The organism is Albidovulum salinarum (assembly GCF_025673475.1).
In the GTDB taxonomy this organism is placed as follows: Bacteria; Pseudomonadota; Alphaproteobacteria; order Rhodobacterales; family Rhodobacteraceae; genus Albidovulum; species Albidovulum salinarum.
The window spans coordinates 101198-118318 of the sequence record NZ_JAOVQO010000009.1 but is presented as its reverse complement, the minus strand read 5'-3'; the positions used below and the strand labels follow the sequence as shown (position 1 = coordinate 118318).

Below are 17121 nucleotides of genomic sequence, written 5' to 3'. Positions count from 1 at the left end.
GCTCCCCTTGCCTGTTCAGGGTTCTTTCGACCGATAGTGATAATGTCCCACAATCCGCATTCCCAGGGAAGAATAGAGCGCGTTGGCCTCCGCGTTGGCCGCCGTAACAAGCACCAAAAACCGTTCTGCACCATGATCTTGCGCCCATGCTGCGGCTTTCCGCATCATCTTGACGGCGGATCCTTGCCGACGCTGCTCGGGCACGACCTGCAAGGCGTGCATCATCGCCGTCTCACGGTGGATCGCGACGAAGGCGGTCCCTGCCGCGCGGTCGTTCACGCGGCCGAGAACCGTGGTCTTCGGCCCCTCGGCACGCGCCATCACGGCGAGCCGGCCGGGGCCGATCCCGCCCTCCGCCCAGAGGTCGCGCATGATCGCCAGCGGCGGCCAGATCGTGAAGGCCGAAAGCGGCGGCACCTCGGCCAGAAGCTCGGCCACCGGCGCGGCATAGATGTTCACGGGATCGACGACGCGGTAGCCGCGCGCCTCCAGCGCGGCGTCAAGCGCCTCATCGCCCGGGCGGACCATGAACAGGAGCCGCTGGCCGAGGTTCCGCTGCATGGCCTCGGCGGCGTCGAGATCGGCCGCGTCCCAGACCGCCTCGGCGGTTGCGGAACTGACGCGCTGGCCGCCGCCCTGCCCCTCGCGCACGAGAAAGGCGCCCGCGCGATGGACCGCCGCGGCCGGCCAGGTCGCGTCCGACGCCGCAAAAATGTCGCTCATGCGCCGCCTTTGGGAAAGAGCGCCGCGAGCTTGGACATGGCCAGATCGATCCGCGCTGGATCGCTGCCGCGGATCACGATGTTCGCGCCATAGGCGCCGTTCTGGATGAACGGGTAGGAGCCGATGGAAAGATCGGCGAACTCGGCCGCGAGCATCCCGAGCGGCCCGGCGATCACGCCCTCACCCTGGTCGATCCGGAGCGTCTGGCTGAGGAGCGGCTTGCCCCCGGCCAGTCGCGGCAGAAGCGAGGCGACCATCGCCTGGAAGATGTTCGGCACCCCGGCGAGCACATGGACATTGCCGAGCGAGAAGCCCGGCGCGATCGAGATCGGGTTCTCGATCAGGCTGGCGCCCTCGGGGATCCGCGCCATGCGCTGGCGCGCGGCGTTGAATTCAAGCCCGGCGCGGTCGTAATGCGCGGCGAGGAGCGCGCGGGCGTCCTCGCGAATGCCGAGCGTCAAACCGAAGGCCTCCGCCACCGCATCGGCGGTGATGTCGTCATGGGTCGGACCAATGCCGCCGGAGGTGAAGAGATGGTCGTGGCTGGCGCGCAGCGCGTTCACGGCGGCAACGATCGCCGGCTTCTCGTCGGCGACCATCCGCACCTCTTTCAGGGTGATCCCGATACGGGTCAGCTCTCCGGCGAGATGGTGCATGTTGGCGTCGCGGGTGCGACCCGACAGGATCTCGTCCCCGATGATCAGGATGGCGGCGGTGGGATTGGGCATGATCGTACCTCTCGCATCGAATCTATAGGCAAGCGCGCGGCGCGGGGAAAGCCCCGGCTCTGGCCAAAGCCGCGATCCTTGATTATCTAGGCGTGATATGGAGCGGAAGGAGCAGCTCGTGGATGACCCGCGCGGCCGTCTGACCAAGGACGGGATCAGAATCTATGAGCCTTCTGACTATGAGGGCATGCACCGCGCCGGCCGGCTCGCGGCGGAGATTCTCGACGATGTGGCGGCGCTCGTTGAGCCCGGTGTGACCACCGGCGCGCTCGATGCCTTCATAGAGGAGCGGGTCGAGGCGGCGGGCGCGAAATCCGCGACGATCGGCTACCGCGGCTACCAGCACGCCTCCTGCATCTCGGTCAACCATGTCGTCTGCCACGGGATTCCGGGGCCGAAGGTGCTGAAGGACGGCGACATCCTCAACATCGACGTCACCGTGATCGTCGACGGCTGGTACGGCGACACCAGCCGGATGTATGTCGCGGGCAATCTCAGCCGCAAGGCCGAGCGGCTGATCGAAGTGACCCATGACGCTTTGATGAAGGGGATCGAGGCCGTGCGCCCCGGCAACACCTTCGGCGACATCGGCTACGCGATCCAGGCTTACGTCGAGGCGCAGCGGATGAGCGTCGTGCGCGATTTCTGCGGCCACGGGCTCGGCCGGGTGTTCCATGCGCCGCCGAATGTCCTGCATTACGGCCGCGCCGGCACGGGGCCGCGGCTCGAAGAGGGCATGTTCTTCACCATCGAGCCGATGGTCAATCTCGGCCGGCCCGAGACAAAGGTGCTCGCCGACGACTGGACCGCGGTGACGCGCGACAAGTCGCTCTCGGCGCAGTTCGAGCATTCGGTGGGCGTGACCGCCGATGGCTGCGATATCTTCACCCTCTCGCCCGCCGGCCGCTTCCACCCGACACAGGGCTGAACTCAGCCGGGCTTCCGGCTCGCGAGCACCGCGCGGAAGAACGCCCATTGCTTGGCGCGCTTGCGCTTCGACAGAAGGACCGCCGGCGACAGGAGCTGCGCCGCCGCCTGAAGCAGCGCCCGGCCGAAGGCGAACTTCTGGCCATGCTTGCGCGCCGCATAGACCCGCGAGCGGCCCATGTGCCAGGCCTTCAAGGCCGCCACTTCGGGGCTGCGCACCGAGGAACGCCCGCCGAGATGCTGCACCAAGGCGGCGCGGACGAACATCAACGGCCCACGCTCGGAACGCAGCCGGCGGCTGAGGTCGTCATCCTCGTGGTAGAGGAATATCTCCGGATCGAAGCCGCCCACCGCCTCGAAATCCGCCCGCCGCACGAAGAGCGCGGCGCCGGACAGGACCGTGACCTCGCGGTCCGCCTCGGGCCAGCCGCGCGGCATCTTCTCGGCGCGCGGCATCAGGTGGCTGTGGCGCTTGAAATAGGCGGAACCATCCGCCTCCGCGATGCGCGGGTTCATCGCCGAGGCGTGCGGATGGCGCTCTGCCGCCGCGACCAGCTCGTCGAGCGTGTCCGGCATCAGCTGGGCGTCGGGATTGAGAAAGAGCACGAACTCGGTTTCCGCCTGCGCCGCACCCTGGTTGCAGGCGACACCGAAGCCGCGGTTCTCGGCATTGCGCACGAGGCGCGCGCCCCGCGCACCGGCGAGTTCCGCGACGGCGGCCGCATCGGTCGAGGCATTGTCGACCAGCACGACCGGCGTCCCCGCCGGGACCGAGGCGAGCATGTCCGGCAGCACCGCCATGCTGTTGAAGCAGACGCTGACGACGGTGACGCGGGCGGAGGCGGGCAGATCGCTCATGGAGGCGCAATAGCGAAACCGCCGGGCACTGTCACGCGCGCATCCGGGCTGTCTGGACGGAACTGCACAACTACACGACCGCACCGCTTCACCTGGCGGATGAAGCGAATGTTGACTCGTGCCGGGGCTAAAGGATCAATTGTAGCACGGCGCATCGGAAGCCGACGTGTTGGTTGACAAAAAGGGATTGTTCATGGCGCGGTTTTTGCAAATTACCTTCGCTGCAGGCACATCGATTTTCCTCGCAACAGCGAGCCTGGGCCAGTCCGTTCAGCAAGCCGTGGATTCAGTGATCGAAGCCGCGAAAACCGCTGCGGCGGAAGAACAGCTGGAGCCGGTAGTCGAGATCGACCATGCGAGACTTGCCGCCGCCGCAGGCGTCGAAATGCCGTCTTCCCGAGTGGCATTGTTATCCGACCCCGAGATCAACACTCAGCTTCTGTCTTCGAACATCCGCTCCGGCCTGGACTTGCCTTTCAGGGTTCTGTCCTTCGACGAAAACGGCAAAGCCAGCGCCGTCTTCACCTCGTCGGAGTTTCTGAAGGCGCGGCATGGCATCACTGACACCGATATTCTCGGGAAATTCGATGACCGCCTCGCGCCCGTCCTGCAAGCCATGTCCGAAAGCGGTCCGCGCCCGGTGCAAACCTCCGCTCTGACCCCCGACTACGGGATCATTGAGCTTGCATCCTCCCACGGCGTCCCGGAGACGGTCGCGAAACTGAAGGAGGCGATCACCGCGCAGGCAGATACGGTATGGTTCGGGGAAGTGGATTACGCCGCACAGGCCCAACAACTCGGTTCCGAACTCGTGCCGGCGGTACTCCTGCTCTTTGGCGGTCCCGCGCCCGGTGGGGTAGCGATGGCGAATTTTCCGTCAATCGGCATTGATGCCTTCTGCCAGAAGATATTGGTCTATGCTTCGCCCGATGGCGGATCAGTCGTTATCTTCAACGATATCGCGGCACTGGCGGTACTGCATTACGGCACATCCGCTCCCCCCCATGCCGCATTGAATGAACGTCTGACCGCGACATTCTCGGCCGCCATCGAGTGAGCAGCGGCCGCACGGCCTTGAACCCGAAGCGGACGGGCACGGAACCGGCATAGCGCAGAACGAAACGGCCCGGGCGGATGCCCGGGCCTTCGGTTCGCTTGAGCCAGACCTCACGCCTCGGCGGTGCCGGACTTTTCCTTCGCCCCGGGCGCGAGCTCGTCGCCGATCTCCTGGTCGACCATCTCATGCCGAGCCGGACCTTGCCGTGCTTGTCGATGTCGAGGAGCTTGACCTTCACTTCACCGCCCTCCTCGAGCACCTCGTCCGGATCTGCAGAAGCTTGTCGGCGACCCGGGAAACGTGCGCCAGGTCGTCGCGTGACGAACCCGACCGCCGGTATCCGAGGCCGTGCGGTTGTCGGCTTCGCCATCCGGTGCGGCTTCGCCGGCCACGCCAGTCGCAGCGGTAAGGCTCACCCCACACCTGAACGGAGTCCGCACCATCGCGCAGGAACAGGCCATGCCCCCCCTTTACAAGCCGCCCCTCTCGGGGGAGGCTGCGCGCGTCAGGAAGGGTGCCCGATCATGGATTTTCAGACCGCCGTTCGCACATGCTTTTCGAAATACGCGACTTTTTCGGGACGTGCGCGGCGCGCGGAATTCTGGTGGTTCACGCTCTTTAACTTCCTCGCCAACATCGTGCTGAGCGTGGTCGACGGCATCCTGTTCGGCTTCGGCCACGGCATGATGGATGCCGGCCCGATTCAGCCACTCTCTTCGCTATACGGGCTCGCGGTGATCCTGCCGTCGCTCGCCGTCAGCGTGCGCCGACTGCATGACACCGGCCGGTCGGGCTGGTGGCTCCTGATCTGGCTGATCCCGATCATCGGCTGGATCATCCTGATCTGGTGGTTCGCGACCCAGGGCGACGAGGGGCCGAACGATCACGGCGCCGATCCCCTGGGCGGCGGCTACGGCCCGTCCTCGATGCCGCAGGTGCGGCGTCAGTAGCTGTATTCGGCGTAGATGCGGTTGAGATCGCCGCCCCATTCGCCGTGATACTTCTCCAGGAGCTCGTCGGCCGGCACCTTGCCGGTCTCGATGCTCTCCTGCAGCGCGTTGAGGAAATGGGTCTCGTCCGGCACCATGCCGCCGGCGCCGGGCCGGGCGCGGGCCTTGAGCCCGGCCTCGGCGATCGCCACCACCTCGCGGGCGAGGTCGTGCATACGCACACCGTTGGTTTCCGCCTGTAGCCCGTCGACCGAGGCCGCGACGCGCAGAGCCTCGCGTGTCTGCGTGTCCCAGCCCTTGGCGAGATCCCAGGCCGCGTCGAGCGCCGCGCCGTCATAGAGCATGCCGACCCAGAGCGCGGGCAGGGCGCAAAGCCGGCGCCACGGGCCGCCATCGGCGCCGCGCATCTCGATGAACTTCTTCAGACGCGCCTCGGGGAAGATCGTCGTCAGGTGGTCGGCCCAGTCCGAAAGCGTCGGCTTCTCGCCCGGCAGCGCGGGCAGCTCGCCGTTCAGGAAGTCGCGGAACGACTGGCCGAGCGCGTTGATGTACTTGCCGTCGCGGTAGACGAAATACATCGGCACATCGAGCGCGTAGTCGACATAGCGCTGGAAGCCCATGCCGTCTTCGAAGACGAAGGGCAGCGTGCCGGTGCGGGCCGGGTCAAGGTCGCGCCAGATCCGGCTCCGCCAGGACTTGTGGCCGTTCACCTTGCCCTCGAAGAAGGGCGAGTTGGCGAAGAGCGCGGTGGCGACGGGTTGCAGCGCCAGCGCCACGCGCAGCTTCTTGACCATGTCGGCCTCGGAGCCGAAGTCGAGGTTCACCTGCACCGTGCAGGTGCGGTACATCATCTGTGTGCCATGCGTACCGACACGGCCCATGTAGTCGGTCATCAGCCGATAGCGCCCCTTCGGCATCATCGGCATCTGGTCATGGGTCCATTCGGGCGCGGCGCCGAGGCCGATGAACCGCGCGCCGATCTCGTCGGCGACGCTCTGGACGTCGCGCAGATGCGCGTTCACTTCGTCGCAGGTCTGGTGGATCGTCTCCAGGGGCGCGCCCGACAGTTCGAACTGGCCGCCGGGTTCGAGGCTGATGTTCGCGCCGTCCTTGGTCAGGCCGATGATGTTGCCCTGCTCCTCGATCGGGTCCCAGCCGAAGCGGTCGCGGATGCCTTCCAGCATCGCCTTGATCGAGCGCGGCCCGTCATAGGGCAGGGGCTTCAGCGTGTCCTTGCAATAGCCGAACTTCTCGTGCTCGGTGCCGATGCGCCAGTCGTCCTTGGGCTTGCAACCGGCTTCGAGGTATTCGGCAAGCTGTTCGAACCGTTCGACCGGGCCTCCGCCTGATTGGGGTATGGACATGGGGGCCTCGATCTTCTGGCTGACAGGGACGCATAGACCTGAAGTGCCATGCGCGCCGAGTCAAGCCCACCACGCGCGGATTGTCTGTGCGAAAACATGACACTTCGTGATCGCTTACCGACCCGGCAGCGATCGGTCGGCGCGTTTCCACAGGGGCAGGGTCTCGACTCCCCGGTCGAGCGCGGCGGTGAGCGCGGCCATGTCGATGCCGGGAAGGGCCGCGAAGGCGTCGTAGAGCTTCTCCGCCCCGGCCGCGTCCACCGGCACCGTCAGAACCTCGCCCGAGGCGGTGCGGAGCCGCCATTGCCTCGTGCCGTGGAACTCGGTGAGCCGGACCTCGACCAGATCGGCCAGCGCCACGAAGCCGCCGAAGCTTGGGCCCCAGTAGCCGACCTGCCCCTCGTCGACCTCGACCACGCCCGGGGCGGCAACGGAGCGCAGGAAGCGCAGCCGACGGAGCGCGATCACCCCCCAGCCAAGGGCGAGTATTGCGCCGATCACCCCGAGCCCCTGCAGGAACCAGCCGCCGAGCCAGAAGAGCCAGAGCGCGAACAGACCGGTGGCGGCGGCCGCGATCACCTCGCGCCAGCGATGAAGATGCGCCTTGACCTCGGGCCGGATCATGACACCACCGGTTTGACGTCGAAGATCACAAGCGTCCACTGCCCGATCCGCCGGAAACCAATGGCCCGATAGGCCCGTGACGCCATATCGGAGCCGGAGAAGAGCGTCGCCCGTGTCACCCCCCGCGCCCGCGCCTCGGCCAGGTGCAGCGCCACGACCCGCCGGGCATGACCGCGCCCGCGAAGGGAAGGAGGAGTATAGACGCCGCCGATCTGGACGATATCGGGCAGGAAGGCGTTGAAACCGGAGGTGGCGAGCGGACGGCCACCCGCCATGAGGACCCGGTGAGACCTCGCAGCGATATAACTCTGGTATGAAGCCCGGGCTTCCTTCTCAGCCTTCACGTGCGGCAAACCATTCGCCTCTACATTGTAGTCGGCGCGCCAGCGGATCATCTCCTCGGGATCGGCGGCCGCAAGCGTAGCCAGGCTGCCTTCGCCCTCCGGCACCGTCAGGTCGTCGAGGTCGAGCGCGAAATGCGTTTCATCGCGGTCGAGCGTGGCCGGATATCCTGCAATGCCGAGGGCTGCCAACAGGGGACGCACCTCCTCCATTGGGCCGATCAGGCCGGAAACCGCGCGTCCACGAAGAATGTCGATCGCAGCGGCGGGATCGTTTCCCGCCAGGTTCGGCATCACCATTCCCCCGCGTCCGACGGTCAGGACGCCGCCCACCGCGCCGTCCTGTTCGGCGACCCACATCGAGGGCGCATAGTCAGCCTCGCCGTCAAGGCCGAACCGGTCGAGATTCGACAGGGGAAACATCGCCCTCTCCACCCGCGCACCGAGGAAGGCGCGGATCGCTGGAAGGTCTGTCGGGCCTGCACGTCTCATCCCTCCTCTCTTCCAAGGGGATGCCACGGCTCTGCCGTCCCCTCCGCGTGCGGCTCGCGCCAGTCATAGGGCGCGCGGATCGGCTCGAATGTCATCTCGGTGAAATCGCGGATCAGTTCCAGGTCATTCCCGCGCCGCCGGTGGAGTCGGCCGCCGAGCGTGTCGTAGAGCGACAGCGCAGGATCGGGCGGCAGTTCGCGCAGGAAGGCGCGTTCGGCCTTGGCCTTGCCGATCTTCGCGGGGCGCCCGTCCACCGTGCGAAGCCCGGTCGGGCAGTCCTTGTCGGGTGTGCGCTGGTAGAGCCGCACGAGCCCGTCGTCGCGGCCGATCACGTCGGCGCCTCCGACGGCGACATAGTGCACATTGTCGAGAAACCGCCCGCCGCCGCCCCAGGTGCTGCCTTCGGGAAAGAGCGCCAGCGCGGTGAAATAGGGCGGCCGCGACAGCGCGGAATAGGCGCCCTCGGACACGCCGGACCAGTCACCGTTCAGCGCGAAGTAGAGGAAATGCCGCCCGTCCGGCGAGAGGTCGCAGCGTTCGGGATAGACCTTGTGCTTCAGCCACTGGCCGTCCTCGAAAGTGTCGGTGTCGCGGTGCCAGAGGATCAGCCGGAACTGCTTCGACGGCCCCTGCCGCAGGATCACCGCGCGGTCGTTGTCGCGGGCAAAGTAGAGGTGCAGCCGGACGACCGGATCCTGGGTCACCGCCAGTCCCCCAGATGTGTCTGCCAGAGCGTGATCGCCGCCAGCGCGGCGGTCTCGGCGCGCAGGATGCGCGGGCCGAGCGCGACCGGGCGGATGTAGGGCAAGGCCCGGAGCCTTGTGCGCTCGGTCTCCGAGAAGCCGCCCTCCGGCCCGATGAGGATCGCCCAGGGGCCGGGGGCGAGGCCCGCGAACGTCGTCGCGGCGCCGGCCTCGGATTCGTCGGCCCAGAGGATGCGCCGCGCCGGATCCCAGCCGGCCAGCACGCGGGAGAGCGGTGCCGCGTCCTCGACCGCGGGCAGAGCGAGCGCGCCGCATTGCTCGGCCGCCTCGCGGACATGCGCCTCGGCCTTGTCGCGGCGGAAGCGTTCGGAACTGGTGAACTCGGTCAGCACCGGCTGGAGCCGCGCGACGCCCAGCTCCACCGCCTTCTCGACGATGAAATCGGTCCGCGCCTTTTTCACCGGCGCGAAGAGGAGCCAGAGATCGGGAAGCACGGTCTGTGCCCGCGTCGCCGCAAGGCAGAGCAGCGCCCCGCGCTTCTTCGCCGCCTCGCTGACCTCGGCCAGCCATTCGCCGTCCTGCCCGTTGAAGAGCAGTACCTGCGTCCCGACGCCCTCGCGCATCACCCCGAAAAGGTAATGCGCCTGCGCCTCGGTCAGGAGAACCGATTGCCCCGCCCCGAGCGGCTGGTCTACACAGAGCCTGATCTTCGCCAATGCCATGAGGCCGACCTTATGAGTGCGCCCGACGAAACGCCAGAGCCCGCCGGACAGGTCGCAGACGCGGTGAAGGGCAACTGGGTCGACCGCCACGCGCCGGAATTCGCCCGCCCCTATCTGAGGCTCTCCCGCGCCGACCGGCCGATCGGCACCTGGCTCCTGCTGCTGCCCTGCTGGTGGGGCGTGGCGCTCGCGGCGGCGCAGGATGGCTGGCGGCTCTGGGATCTCTGGATCGTCGTCGGCTGTGCGCTCGGCGCCTGGCTGATGCGCGGGGCGGGCTGCACCTGGAACGACATCACCGACCGCGACTTCGATGCCGCCGTTGCGCGCACCCGGTCGCGGCCGATCCCCTCGGGGCAGGTCAGCGTGAAGCAGGCGCTGGTCTGGATGGTCGCGCAGATGGGGCTCTCGGCACTCGTGCTCTTTTCCTTCAACTGGGTCGCGATCCTGCTCGGCCTCTCCTCGCTCGGCCTCGTCGGGATCTATCCTTTCGCGAAACGCTTCACCTGGTGGCCGCAGCTCTTCCTCGGTCTCGCCTTCAACTGGGGCGCGGTCCTCGCCTATGCCGCCCATTCCGGCTCGGTCACCTGGGCTTCGATCCTGCTCTATGCCTCGGGCATCGCCTGGACGCTCTTCTACGACACGATCTACGCCCATCAGGACAAGGAGGACGACGTGCTGATCGGCGTGAAGTCCACCGCGCGGCTCTTCGGCGCGGCGACCGGGAAGTGGCTCGGGCTGTTCCTGATGTCCACCGTGGCGCTGATGACGACAGCGATTCTCGCGGCGGTCTTGCCGGCGGCCGGCCCGGTGAAGCTTGCCGTCGCGCTCGCCGGACCCTGGGCGGTGGGCTGGCATCTTCTCTGGCAGATGCGCCGGCTCGATATCGACGATCCCGCGAACTGCCTGACGATTTTCCGCGCCAATCGCGACACCGGCCTGATCGCTGCGCTGTTTCTTGCCGTGGCCGCGTTCCTGTGATTGATCCCGCGGGAGGCGGCGCTTAAGGAAGGCGCGTTCCTCCGCGGTCACCCTGGTCCGATCCCATGCGCCTTTCGCCGTTGACGCGCCATCTGAACCCGGCCGAAGCCACGCCGAACGCGCTCGCGGCATCGGCCTTCCTCTTGGCCGCCGCGCTGAGCATCGCGACGGCGAGCTGGACCGCCGCGGTGATCGAGCGGCGTTCGGCCGAGGGCGTGGGCGAGGCGCTCACCACCGCGGGCCACAACTGGGCTGCCGTCGCCACCGACGGGTTGCAGGTGATCCTCTCCGGCACCGCGCCGACCGAGGCCGCCCGGTTCCGCGCGCTCTCGGTCGCCGGCACGATCGTCGATGCGGACCGCCTGACCGACGCGATGGACGTGACCCTCGCCGCCGAGCTGGAGGCGCCCGACTTCACCATCGAGATCCTGCGCAACGGCGACGGGATCTCGCTCATTGGTCTCGTACCCGAAACCGAGGACCGGGAGGCGATCGTTACCGATCTCGGCGAGCTGGCCGGGGCGGGGGCGGTGACCGACATGCTCGAAAGTGCCGATCACCCGGTGCCCGAGGGCTGGAACGAGGCCGTCCGTTTCGGCATCGAGGCGCTCGCCAAGCTGCCGCGCGCCAAGGTTTCTATCAGCGCCGAGCGCATTTCAATCACCGCGATCGGCGACAGCGCCGCACAAAAGGCGCGGCTCGAGGCGGAACTGGCCCGCAAGGCGCCGCGCGGTGTGAAGCTCGTGCTCGACATCTCGGCGCCACGGCCGGTGATCACACCCTTCACGCTGCGCTTCCTCGTCGACGGCGACGGCGCGCGGTTCGACGCCTGCTCGGCCGACAGCGAGCACACGCGCGACCGTATCCTTGCCGCCGCGACCGAGGCCGGGGCGACCGGCAAGATCGCCTGCACGATCGGCCTTGGCGTGCCGACGCCGGCTTGGGGCGATGCCGTCACGATGGGCATTGCCGCGTTGGGTCAGCTCGGTGCCGGTTCGATCACCTATTCGGATGCCGACGTTTCGCTCATTGCCTCCGAAACGGTCAGCCCGGAGGCCTTCGACCGCGTCCTCGGCGAGCTCGAGTCGAACCTGCCCGAGGTGTTTTCGCTCCATGCGGTGCTGACGCCGAAACCCCAGGCCGAGGCCGCCGGCGGCGCGATGGAGTTCAGCGCAGTGCTCTCGCCCGAGGGCCGGCTGGAGCTGCGGGGCCGGCTTGGCGACCAGCGCGCCCGCGACGCCGTCGTCAGCTACGCCAACGCCCGGTTCGGCGCGGCGGATGTGCATGTCGCGACCCGGCTCGACCCGGGCGTGCCCGCGGGCTGGCCGCTGCGCACCCTCTCCGCGCTCGAGGCGCTGGGCGAGCTCGACAGCGGCAGCGTCACGGTCCGGCCCGAGATCATTCGCCTGACCGGCGTCACCGGCTCCACCACGGCGAGCGATACCGTCGCGCGGATCCTGTCGGACAAGCTCGGCGAGACCCAGCAATACGACCTCGACATCCGCTACGACGAGGCGCTGGACCCGCTTCTGGGCCTGCCCACGGCCGAGGAATGCGTGGCCGAGATCAACGCGATGCTCGCCGCGCACAAGATCAACTTCGAGCCGGGCTCGGCTCAGTTCGCGCCCGACGCGGCCAAGACGCTCGACCAGATCGCCGAGCGGATGAAGGACTGCGCCGATTTCCCGATCGAGATCGGCGGCCATACCGACAGCCAGGGGCGTGAGGAGATGAACCTCGACCTCAGCCAGGACCGCGCCCAGGCGGTGGTCGCGGCGCTGCAGTCGCGCCGGGTGCTGACCGGCAACCTGACGGCGGTGGGCTATGGCGAGACGGTGCCGATCGGCGACAACGGCACCGAGGCGGGCCGCGAGGCGAACCGGCGGATCGAGTTCCGGCTGATCGGCGCCGCGGCGGATACAGCCGTCGACGGAGCCGGCGAGGGGACGGCGGAGGAGGTCGCGGTCGCGATCCAGACCCCCGACGACAAGACCGTGCGGCCGAAGCCGCGGCCGGAGCAGTAGGCACGACGTAGACTTGACCGACAGTTTCGGGCGCGGCAAAGGGCAGACATGAACAGAACCGAATTCATCATAGCGACCGCCATCATCTTGTTCGTGGCCTTCGCGCTCGGCTGGTTCGCCTGCTGGCTTCTGCACCGGCTGAGCCGGGTCACGCAGGCCGACATGGGTGAACTGGAGAAGATGGCGCGCGACCTGCACGACGCCGAGGAAGCCCGCGACAGCGCAGTTGTCACGCTCGAGGAGCGGGAAGCCGAGCTAGTCAACCTGCTCCACCAGAGTCAGGCGGAGTTGAAGGCGGCGATGGACGGGCTGCGCGACGCCCGCCACGAAGCCGAGGAGCTGCGCACCTATATCGAGAAGCTGAACGCGGGCTAACCGGTCGGACCGCGGTCGCGGCGCTTCACCAGCGCCGCAGCGCGTCCTCGTCGTCGTCCTTCGCGGCGACCCATTCGGCTCCGTCCGGGCCGAACTCCTTCTTCCAGAAGGGGGCGCGGGACTTCAGGTAGTCCATCAGGAACTCCGCCGCGGCGAACGCGGCGACGCGGTGGAGCGCCGCGGTCGCGACCATCATGATCGCCTCGCCCGGCACGAGGGCGCCGTGGCGGTGGATCACGAGGACGTCGGCGAGGTTCCAGCGCGTCCGCGCCTCTTCGGCGATCGCGGCGATCGCCTTCTCGGTCATGCCCGGATAATGCTCGATCTCCATCCGCGCGAGCGTGCCCTTGTCGTCGCGCACGACGCCGAGGAAGGTGACCACGGCGCCGACATCGCGCCCGCCCTGTCCGAAGCCCGCGCATTCCGCGCCGTAGTCGAAGGGCTCGGCCTGGACCCGGACACGCACCCTCAGCCCCCGGTCATCGGCGGGAAGAACGCGACCTCGCGCACGCCGTCGAGCGGCGCGGAGAACTCCGACAGTTCCTGGTCGAGTGCGACGCGGAGCGCCGAGACATCGGCGAAGGCCGCCGCGTAGCGGTCCTCGCGCGCTTTCAGCTCCTCGACGAGCTCGGCGACGGTCGCGGCATCGGTGTCGACCCGTTCGCGCGGGCAGCCGATCCGTTCCCGGACCCAGGCGAAATAGAGCACGTCGATCATGCGTCGTCCTTCAGGAACGGCAGCGCCTTGCGGAAATAGTCCCATCCGGTGAGGAATGTGAGTACCGCGGCGATCCAGATCAAGGTCAGGCCCGCCATCGTCGCATAGGACGAACAGCCGCGCACCCCGCAGGAGCGGATCGGATCGGCGAGGCCGGCGGTCACCAGCTCGGCATATTCCTCCGGTGTCAGGCCGCGCCGGGCGATGCCCTCGAGATGCTCGAGCCCGGTGCCGAGGAACAGCACCGCGATCGCCACCATCTGCGCCAGCGTCTTCCACTTGGCGAGCTTGGTGACCTTGAGAAGTCCGGCCGAGGAGCCGAGATACTCGCGCAGGCCCGAGACGAAGACCTCGCGGAAAAGGATCAGCGCGGCGGGCAGGATCAGCCAGGGATTCATGCCCGAATAGCCGGTGAGCACCATGATCGCGATCACAACCATCGCCTTGTCGGCAATTGGGTCGAGCATCGCGCCGAGCCGCGATTCCTGGCCCCAGGCGCGGGCGAGGTAGCCGTCGAAGAAATCGGTGATCGCGGCGGTGATGAACAGGGCAAGCGCAAACCAATCCGCCCAGGGGCGATGGAAATAGAGGAACATCACCGCGACGCCGGGCGCGGCGAGAAGACGGAGCACCGTCAGGGTGTTCGGGATCGTCAAATTCATGGCGGCACCCTAGCCGCAGGCGCGTCGGGGGAAAAGAGGGATAACGCAGGCCATGGCTTTCGCGCGTCAGTCGCGAGGTTGTGCATAACCATTTGAAATAAGTGAATATGTGCGGGGATTGAAGGATCGGTTCGCCACCTGCCGCGCCGTGCCCTATGGGCGGATTGAACGGATATGCGTCACAGCGCGCGATCCGCGCCGTGACCGGGTCCGAGGCTGGCGCGGCGCCACAGGCATCGCTGTCGCGGAACGCGACAACGCCCTGCTCCCCGGAATGGTGCTGTGGTAGATTGCTGGAGTCCGTTCCCCGAGTCGTTACGGCCGGGACGGACAGATTTGGAGGGACCAGTATGAAACATACGATTTTGGCCGCCGCCGCACTGGCCGTGAGCCTGCCGTCAGTCGCCTTCGGCGACGATTACGACCTCGACGCACTCCGTGCCGCGACGGAGAAATACAAGGACGTCAACGTCGCTCTCGGAGAGGGCTACATTCCCGATCCGAGCGGCCATTGCGTCTCGGCCGCGCACGAGGGGCTGCCGGCGGAATGGGGCGCGATGGGGATCCATTACCTGCGTCCGGACCTGCTCGGGATCGTGCAGGGAACCGAGCGCGTGGACGGCACCGGCACCCATACCGACTTCAATCAACCCGCGGTCCTGCTCTACGAACCGCAGGCCGACGGGTCGATGGAACTCGTCGGAATCGAGAACCTCGTGTTCGAGAAGTCCTGGATGGAAGCCGGCAACACCGAGGGGCCAGTGCTGAACGGCCGGCCCTGGGATCACATGGTCGATGATCCGGCGACCGAGGGCGACGAGGCCCACGGCTTCATGCCGCATTTCGACCAGCATGTCTGGCTGTTCCGCGACAACCCGAGCGGCGAGCTGAATCCGTTCAACCCGAACGTGACTTGCGAGCATCATTCCGGGTAAGATTGCGACGTCCGGGCGGCGGCGATGCACCGCCCGGCCACACCCTATCCCTGCGCGTGGAAGAAATCGTAGACCGTCTGGGCGATGGTCTCGGAAATGCCGTCGACGGCCTTCAGATCCTCCAAACCGGCTCGGCTCACCGCCTTCGCCGAGCCGAAATGCTGAAGCAGGGCGCGTTTGCGCGCGGCGCCGATCCCCGGCACTTCGTCCAAAGGCGTCGCGCCCACCGATTTGGCGCGCTTCGCGCGGTGGGCGCCGATCGCCCAGCGATGCGCCTCGTCGCGCAGCCGCTGGACGAAGTAGAGCACCGGCGAATTGTGCGGCAGCGCGAAGGGGCGCTTGCCGGGGCGGTGGAACTCCTCCTTGCCGGCGTCGCGGTCGATGCCCTTGGCGACGCCGATCATGGCGATGTCCTCGACCCCCATCTCCGCCATGATCCCGGCCACGGCCGAGACCTGCCCGGCACCGCCGTCGATCAGCAGGAGGTCGGGCCAGGCCTCGCCCTCGCGGTCCGGATCCTCTTTCAGGAGCCGGGCGAAGCGCCGAGTCAGCACCTCCTTCATCATGCCGAAATCGTCGCCGGGGGTGAGGTCGGTGCCCTTGATGTTGAACTTGCGATACTGGCCCTTCACGAAGCCTTCCGGCCCCGCCACGATCATGCCGCCGACCGCGTTCGTGCCCTGGATATGGGAGTTGTCGTAGACCTCGATCCGGCGCGGGGGTGCGTCGAGGTCGAAGGCCTCGGCGAGGCCTTCAAGGAGCTTCGACTGCGCCGCGCTCTCGCTCATCCGGCGGCCGAGGCTCTCGCGGGCATTGCGGGCGGCGTTCTCCACAAGCTCCGCCTTCTCGCCCCGCTGCGGCACCGCGATCTCGACCTTGCGGCCGGCGCGGTCGGAGAGAAGCTCGGTCATCAGGTCGGCATCCTCGATCGGATGGCTGAGGAGGATGAGGCGCGGCGGCGCCTTGTCGGCGTAGAACTGGCCGAGGAAGGCCTCCAGCACCTCGGCCTCCTCGGCGCCCGAGCCGGTCTTTGGGTAGAAGTCGCGGTTGCCCCAGCTCTGGTTGGCGCGGATGAAGAAGACCTGCACGCAGGCCTGGCCGCCTTCCATGTGCAGCGCAACCACATCTGCCTCGGTGACGCCGCGCGGGTTGATCCCCTGCACCTGCTGGACCTGGGTCAGCGCCTTGATCCGGTCGCGCAAAGCTGCGGCGCGCTCGAACTCCAGCGCCTCGGAGGCCGCCGCCATCTCCTGGGCGAGCTTAGCCTGGACCTGGGTCGAGCGGCCCTGCAGGAAGCGTTCGGCATCGGCGACGAGCGCGCCGTATTCGGCCTCGTCGACGTACCCTACGCAGGGCGCGGCGCAGCGCTTGATCTGGTAAAGGAGGCAGGGCCGGGTGCGGCTGGAGAACATCGCGTCCGAGCAGTTCCGGAGCAGGAACACCTTCTGCAGCTGGTTCAGCGTCCGGTTCACCGCGCCCGCGCTCGCGAAGGGGCCGTAATAGTCGCCCTTCTCCTTCTTCGCGCCGCGGTGCTTCTTGATCTGGGGAAAGGGATGTTCCTTCGAGACGAGGATGTTCGGGAACGACTTGTCGTCGCGCAGGAGCACGTTGAAATAGGGCTTGAGCTGTTTGATCAGGTTCTGTTCGAGCAGCAGCGCCTCGGTCTCGGTACGTGTGGTCAGGAACATCATCGCATGGGTCGCGTGGATCATGCGCTGGATCCGCGCGGAATGGCCCGTGGGGCGGGCATAGTTCGAAACCCGCGCCTTCAGGTTGCGCGCCTTGCCGACATAGAGCACCCGCCCCTCGGCATCGAGCATCCGGTAGACCCCCGGCTGGGCGGTCAGGGACTTGAGGTGGGACTGGATCAGGGCATGGCCTGAAAGTTGCCCCAACGTCACTTCAGTCATGCGCGTGCGCCTTTCCCTTCCGGCTCCGAT

At 67.5% G+C, this 17121-nt stretch carries 19 protein-coding genes; 7 read left to right on the top strand and 12 right to left on the bottom strand.

The window, feature by feature from the left end:
* Positions 1-15: 15 nt before the first annotated feature.
* Together OEZ60_RS11165 and OEZ60_RS11160 are read right to left on the bottom strand one after the other, a co-directional pair.
* Complete coding sequence (locus tag OEZ60_RS11165; RefSeq protein WP_263336042.1) at positions 16-723, bottom strand: GNAT family N-acetyltransferase; 708 nt, start codon at positions 721-723, stop codon at positions 16-18.
* Positions 720-1451: a competence/damage-inducible protein A gene (locus OEZ60_RS11160; protein WP_263336040.1), complete on the bottom strand. Its 732-nt coding sequence runs from the start codon at positions 1449-1451 to the stop codon at positions 720-722. The genes OEZ60_RS11165 and OEZ60_RS11160 overlap by 4 nt, the downstream gene beginning before the upstream one ends.
* 118 nt (positions 1452-1569) lie before the next feature.
* Between OEZ60_RS11160 and map the strand changes: the two genes are divergently transcribed.
* Positions 1570-2379, top strand: coding sequence for a type I methionyl aminopeptidase (gene map, locus OEZ60_RS11155; protein ID WP_411709800.1), 810 nt, complete (start codon positions 1570-1572; stop codon positions 2377-2379).
* Positions 2380-2381: 2 nt separating this feature from the next.
* Here the strand turns inward: map and OEZ60_RS11150 are convergent, their stop codons facing one another.
* Positions 2382-3236 (bottom strand): glycosyltransferase family 2 protein, encoded by an 855-nt coding sequence (locus OEZ60_RS11150; protein ID WP_263336034.1) that lies wholly within the window; start codon positions 3234-3236, stop codon positions 2382-2384.
* A 166-nt stretch (positions 3237-3402) separates the two neighbouring features.
* On the opposite strand from OEZ60_RS11150, the gene OEZ60_RS11145 reads away from it, so the two are divergent.
* Positions 3403-4293, top strand: a complete 891-nt coding sequence (locus OEZ60_RS11145; protein WP_263336032.1) for a DUF302 domain-containing protein — start codon at positions 3403-3405, stop codon at positions 4291-4293.
* 524 nt (positions 4294-4817) lie between these two features.
* On the top strand, positions 4818-5243 hold the full coding sequence (locus tag OEZ60_RS11135) for a DUF805 domain-containing protein (RefSeq protein ID WP_263336030.1): 426 nt from the start codon (positions 4818-4820) through the stop codon (positions 5241-5243).
* On the opposite strand, the gene OEZ60_RS11130 is transcribed toward OEZ60_RS11135, so the two are convergent.
* The 5 genes from OEZ60_RS11130 to OEZ60_RS11110 form a co-directional block, all read right to left on the bottom strand.
* Complete coding sequence (locus OEZ60_RS11130; RefSeq protein ID WP_263336027.1) at positions 5237-6607, bottom strand: glutamate--cysteine ligase; 1371 nt, start codon at positions 6605-6607, stop codon at positions 5237-5239. The two genes, OEZ60_RS11135 and OEZ60_RS11130, sit on opposite strands and share 7 nt — an antisense overlap.
* Positions 6608-6721: 114 nt before the next feature.
* Positions 6722-7231 carry a hypothetical protein gene (locus OEZ60_RS11125; protein ID WP_263336024.1) on the bottom strand — a complete coding sequence of 170 codons (510 nt, stop codon included), beginning with the start codon at positions 7229-7231 and terminating at the stop codon, positions 6722-6724.
* Entirely contained in the window at positions 7228-8064 is an 837-nt protein-coding gene (locus tag OEZ60_RS11120) for a GNAT family N-acetyltransferase (protein ID WP_263336021.1), read from the bottom strand. Before OEZ60_RS11120 ends, OEZ60_RS11125 begins: the two co-directional genes overlap by 4 nt.
* Positions 8061-8768 carry a hypothetical protein gene (locus OEZ60_RS11115; RefSeq protein ID WP_263336018.1) on the bottom strand — a complete coding sequence of 236 codons (708 nt, stop codon included), beginning with the start codon at positions 8766-8768 and terminating at the stop codon, positions 8061-8063. Before OEZ60_RS11115 ends, OEZ60_RS11120 begins: the two co-directional genes overlap by 4 nt.
* Positions 8765-9490, bottom strand: a complete 726-nt coding sequence (locus OEZ60_RS11110) for a 16S rRNA (uracil(1498)-N(3))-methyltransferase (protein WP_263336016.1) — start codon at positions 9488-9490, stop codon at positions 8765-8767. Before OEZ60_RS11110 ends, OEZ60_RS11115 begins: the two co-directional genes overlap by 4 nt.
* 12 nt (positions 9491-9502) lie before the next feature.
* Here OEZ60_RS11110 and ubiA point away from each other — a divergent pair, with 12 nt between their 5' ends.
* From ubiA to OEZ60_RS11095, 3 genes are all read left to right on the top strand, one after another.
* A complete protein-coding gene (ubiA, locus tag OEZ60_RS11105; protein ID WP_263336013.1) occupies positions 9503-10468 on the top strand; it encodes a 4-hydroxybenzoate octaprenyltransferase in 966 nt (321 codons plus the stop codon).
* A gap of 80 nt (positions 10469-10548) precedes the next feature.
* A complete protein-coding gene (locus tag OEZ60_RS11100) occupies positions 10549-12492 on the top strand; it encodes an OmpA family protein (protein ID WP_263336012.1) in 1944 nt (647 codons plus the stop codon).
* Positions 12493-12540: 48 nt separating this feature from the next.
* Positions 12541-12867: a hypothetical protein gene (locus OEZ60_RS11095; protein WP_263336008.1), complete on the top strand. Its 327-nt coding sequence runs from the start codon at positions 12541-12543 to the stop codon at positions 12865-12867.
* Between the two features lie 25 nt (positions 12868-12892).
* On the opposite strand, the gene OEZ60_RS11090 is transcribed toward OEZ60_RS11095, so the two are convergent.
* From OEZ60_RS11090 to pgsA, 3 genes are read right to left on the bottom strand one after another with little or no spacing between them, the layout of a single operon-like run.
* Positions 12893-13333, bottom strand: coding sequence for a molybdenum cofactor biosynthesis protein MoaE (locus OEZ60_RS11090; RefSeq protein ID WP_263336007.1), 441 nt, complete (start codon positions 13331-13333; stop codon positions 12893-12895).
* A gap of 2 nt (positions 13334-13335) precedes the next feature.
* Complete coding sequence (gene moaD / locus OEZ60_RS11085) at positions 13336-13584, bottom strand: molybdopterin converting factor subunit 1 (RefSeq protein ID WP_263336005.1); 249 nt, start codon at positions 13582-13584, stop codon at positions 13336-13338.
* The gene (gene pgsA, locus OEZ60_RS11080; protein ID WP_263336003.1) at positions 13581-14246 is read right to left on the bottom strand and encodes a CDP-diacylglycerol--glycerol-3-phosphate 3-phosphatidyltransferase; all 666 of its coding nucleotides are present in this window, start codon (positions 14244-14246) and stop codon (positions 13581-13583) included. The genes moaD and pgsA overlap by 4 nt, the downstream gene beginning before the upstream one ends.
* Positions 14247-14596: 350 nt before the next feature.
* On the opposite strand from pgsA, the gene OEZ60_RS11075 reads away from it, so the two are divergent.
* Positions 14597-15181 carry a hypothetical protein gene (locus OEZ60_RS11075; protein ID WP_263336002.1) on the top strand — a complete coding sequence of 195 codons (585 nt, stop codon included), beginning with the start codon at positions 14597-14599 and terminating at the stop codon, positions 15179-15181.
* 44 nt (positions 15182-15225) lie between these two features.
* Here the strand turns inward: OEZ60_RS11075 and uvrC are convergent, their stop codons facing one another.
* Positions 15226-17091 carry an excinuclease ABC subunit UvrC gene (uvrC, locus tag OEZ60_RS11070; protein ID WP_263335998.1) on the bottom strand — a complete coding sequence of 622 codons (1866 nt, stop codon included), beginning with the start codon at positions 17089-17091 and terminating at the stop codon, positions 15226-15228.
* Positions 17092-17121 lie beyond the last annotated feature (30 nt).

Excerpts from the sequence above, each read along its gene's own strand:
- OEZ60_RS11165 (WP_263336042.1), bottom strand. The coding sequence starts at position 723 with ATGAGCGACATTTTTGCGGCGTCGGACGCGACCTGGCCGGCCGCGGCG.
- OEZ60_RS11160 (WP_263336040.1), bottom strand. The coding sequence starts at position 1,451 with ATGCCCAATCCCACCGCCGCCATCCTGATCATCGGGGACGAGATCCTG.
- OEZ60_RS11150 (WP_263336034.1), bottom strand. The coding sequence starts at position 3,236 with ATGAGCGATCTGCCCGCCTCCGCCCGCGTCACCGTCGTCAGCGTCTGC.
- OEZ60_RS11135 (WP_263336030.1), top strand. The coding sequence starts at position 4,818 with ATGGATTTTCAGACCGCCGTTCGCACATGCTTTTCGAAATACGCGACT.
- OEZ60_RS11130 (WP_263336027.1), bottom strand. The coding sequence starts at position 6,607 with ATGTCCATACCCCAATCAGGCGGAGGCCCGGTCGAACGGTTCGAACAG.
- OEZ60_RS11125 (WP_263336024.1), bottom strand. The coding sequence starts at position 7,231 with ATGATCCGGCCCGAGGTCAAGGCGCATCTTCATCGCTGGCGCGAGGTG.
- OEZ60_RS11120 (WP_263336021.1), bottom strand. The coding sequence starts at position 8,064 with ATGAGACGTGCAGGCCCGACAGACCTTCCAGCGATCCGCGCCTTCCTC.
- OEZ60_RS11110 (WP_263336016.1), bottom strand. The coding sequence starts at position 9,490 with ATGGCATTGGCGAAGATCAGGCTCTGTGTAGACCAGCCGCTCGGGGCG.
- ubiA (WP_263336013.1), top strand. The coding sequence starts at position 9,503 with ATGAGTGCGCCCGACGAAACGCCAGAGCCCGCCGGACAGGTCGCAGAC.
- OEZ60_RS11095 (WP_263336008.1), top strand. The coding sequence starts at position 12,541 with ATGAACAGAACCGAATTCATCATAGCGACCGCCATCATCTTGTTCGTG.
- moaD (WP_263336005.1), bottom strand. The coding sequence starts at position 13,584 with ATGATCGACGTGCTCTATTTCGCCTGGGTCCGGGAACGGATCGGCTGC.
- pgsA (WP_263336003.1), bottom strand. The coding sequence starts at position 14,246 with ATGAATTTGACGATCCCGAACACCCTGACGGTGCTCCGTCTTCTCGCC.
- OEZ60_RS11075 (WP_263336002.1), top strand. The coding sequence starts at position 14,597 with ATGAAACATACGATTTTGGCCGCCGCCGCACTGGCCGTGAGCCTGCCG.
- uvrC (WP_263335998.1), bottom strand. The coding sequence starts at position 17,091 with ATGACTGAAGTGACGTTGGGGCAACTTTCAGGCCATGCCCTGATCCAG.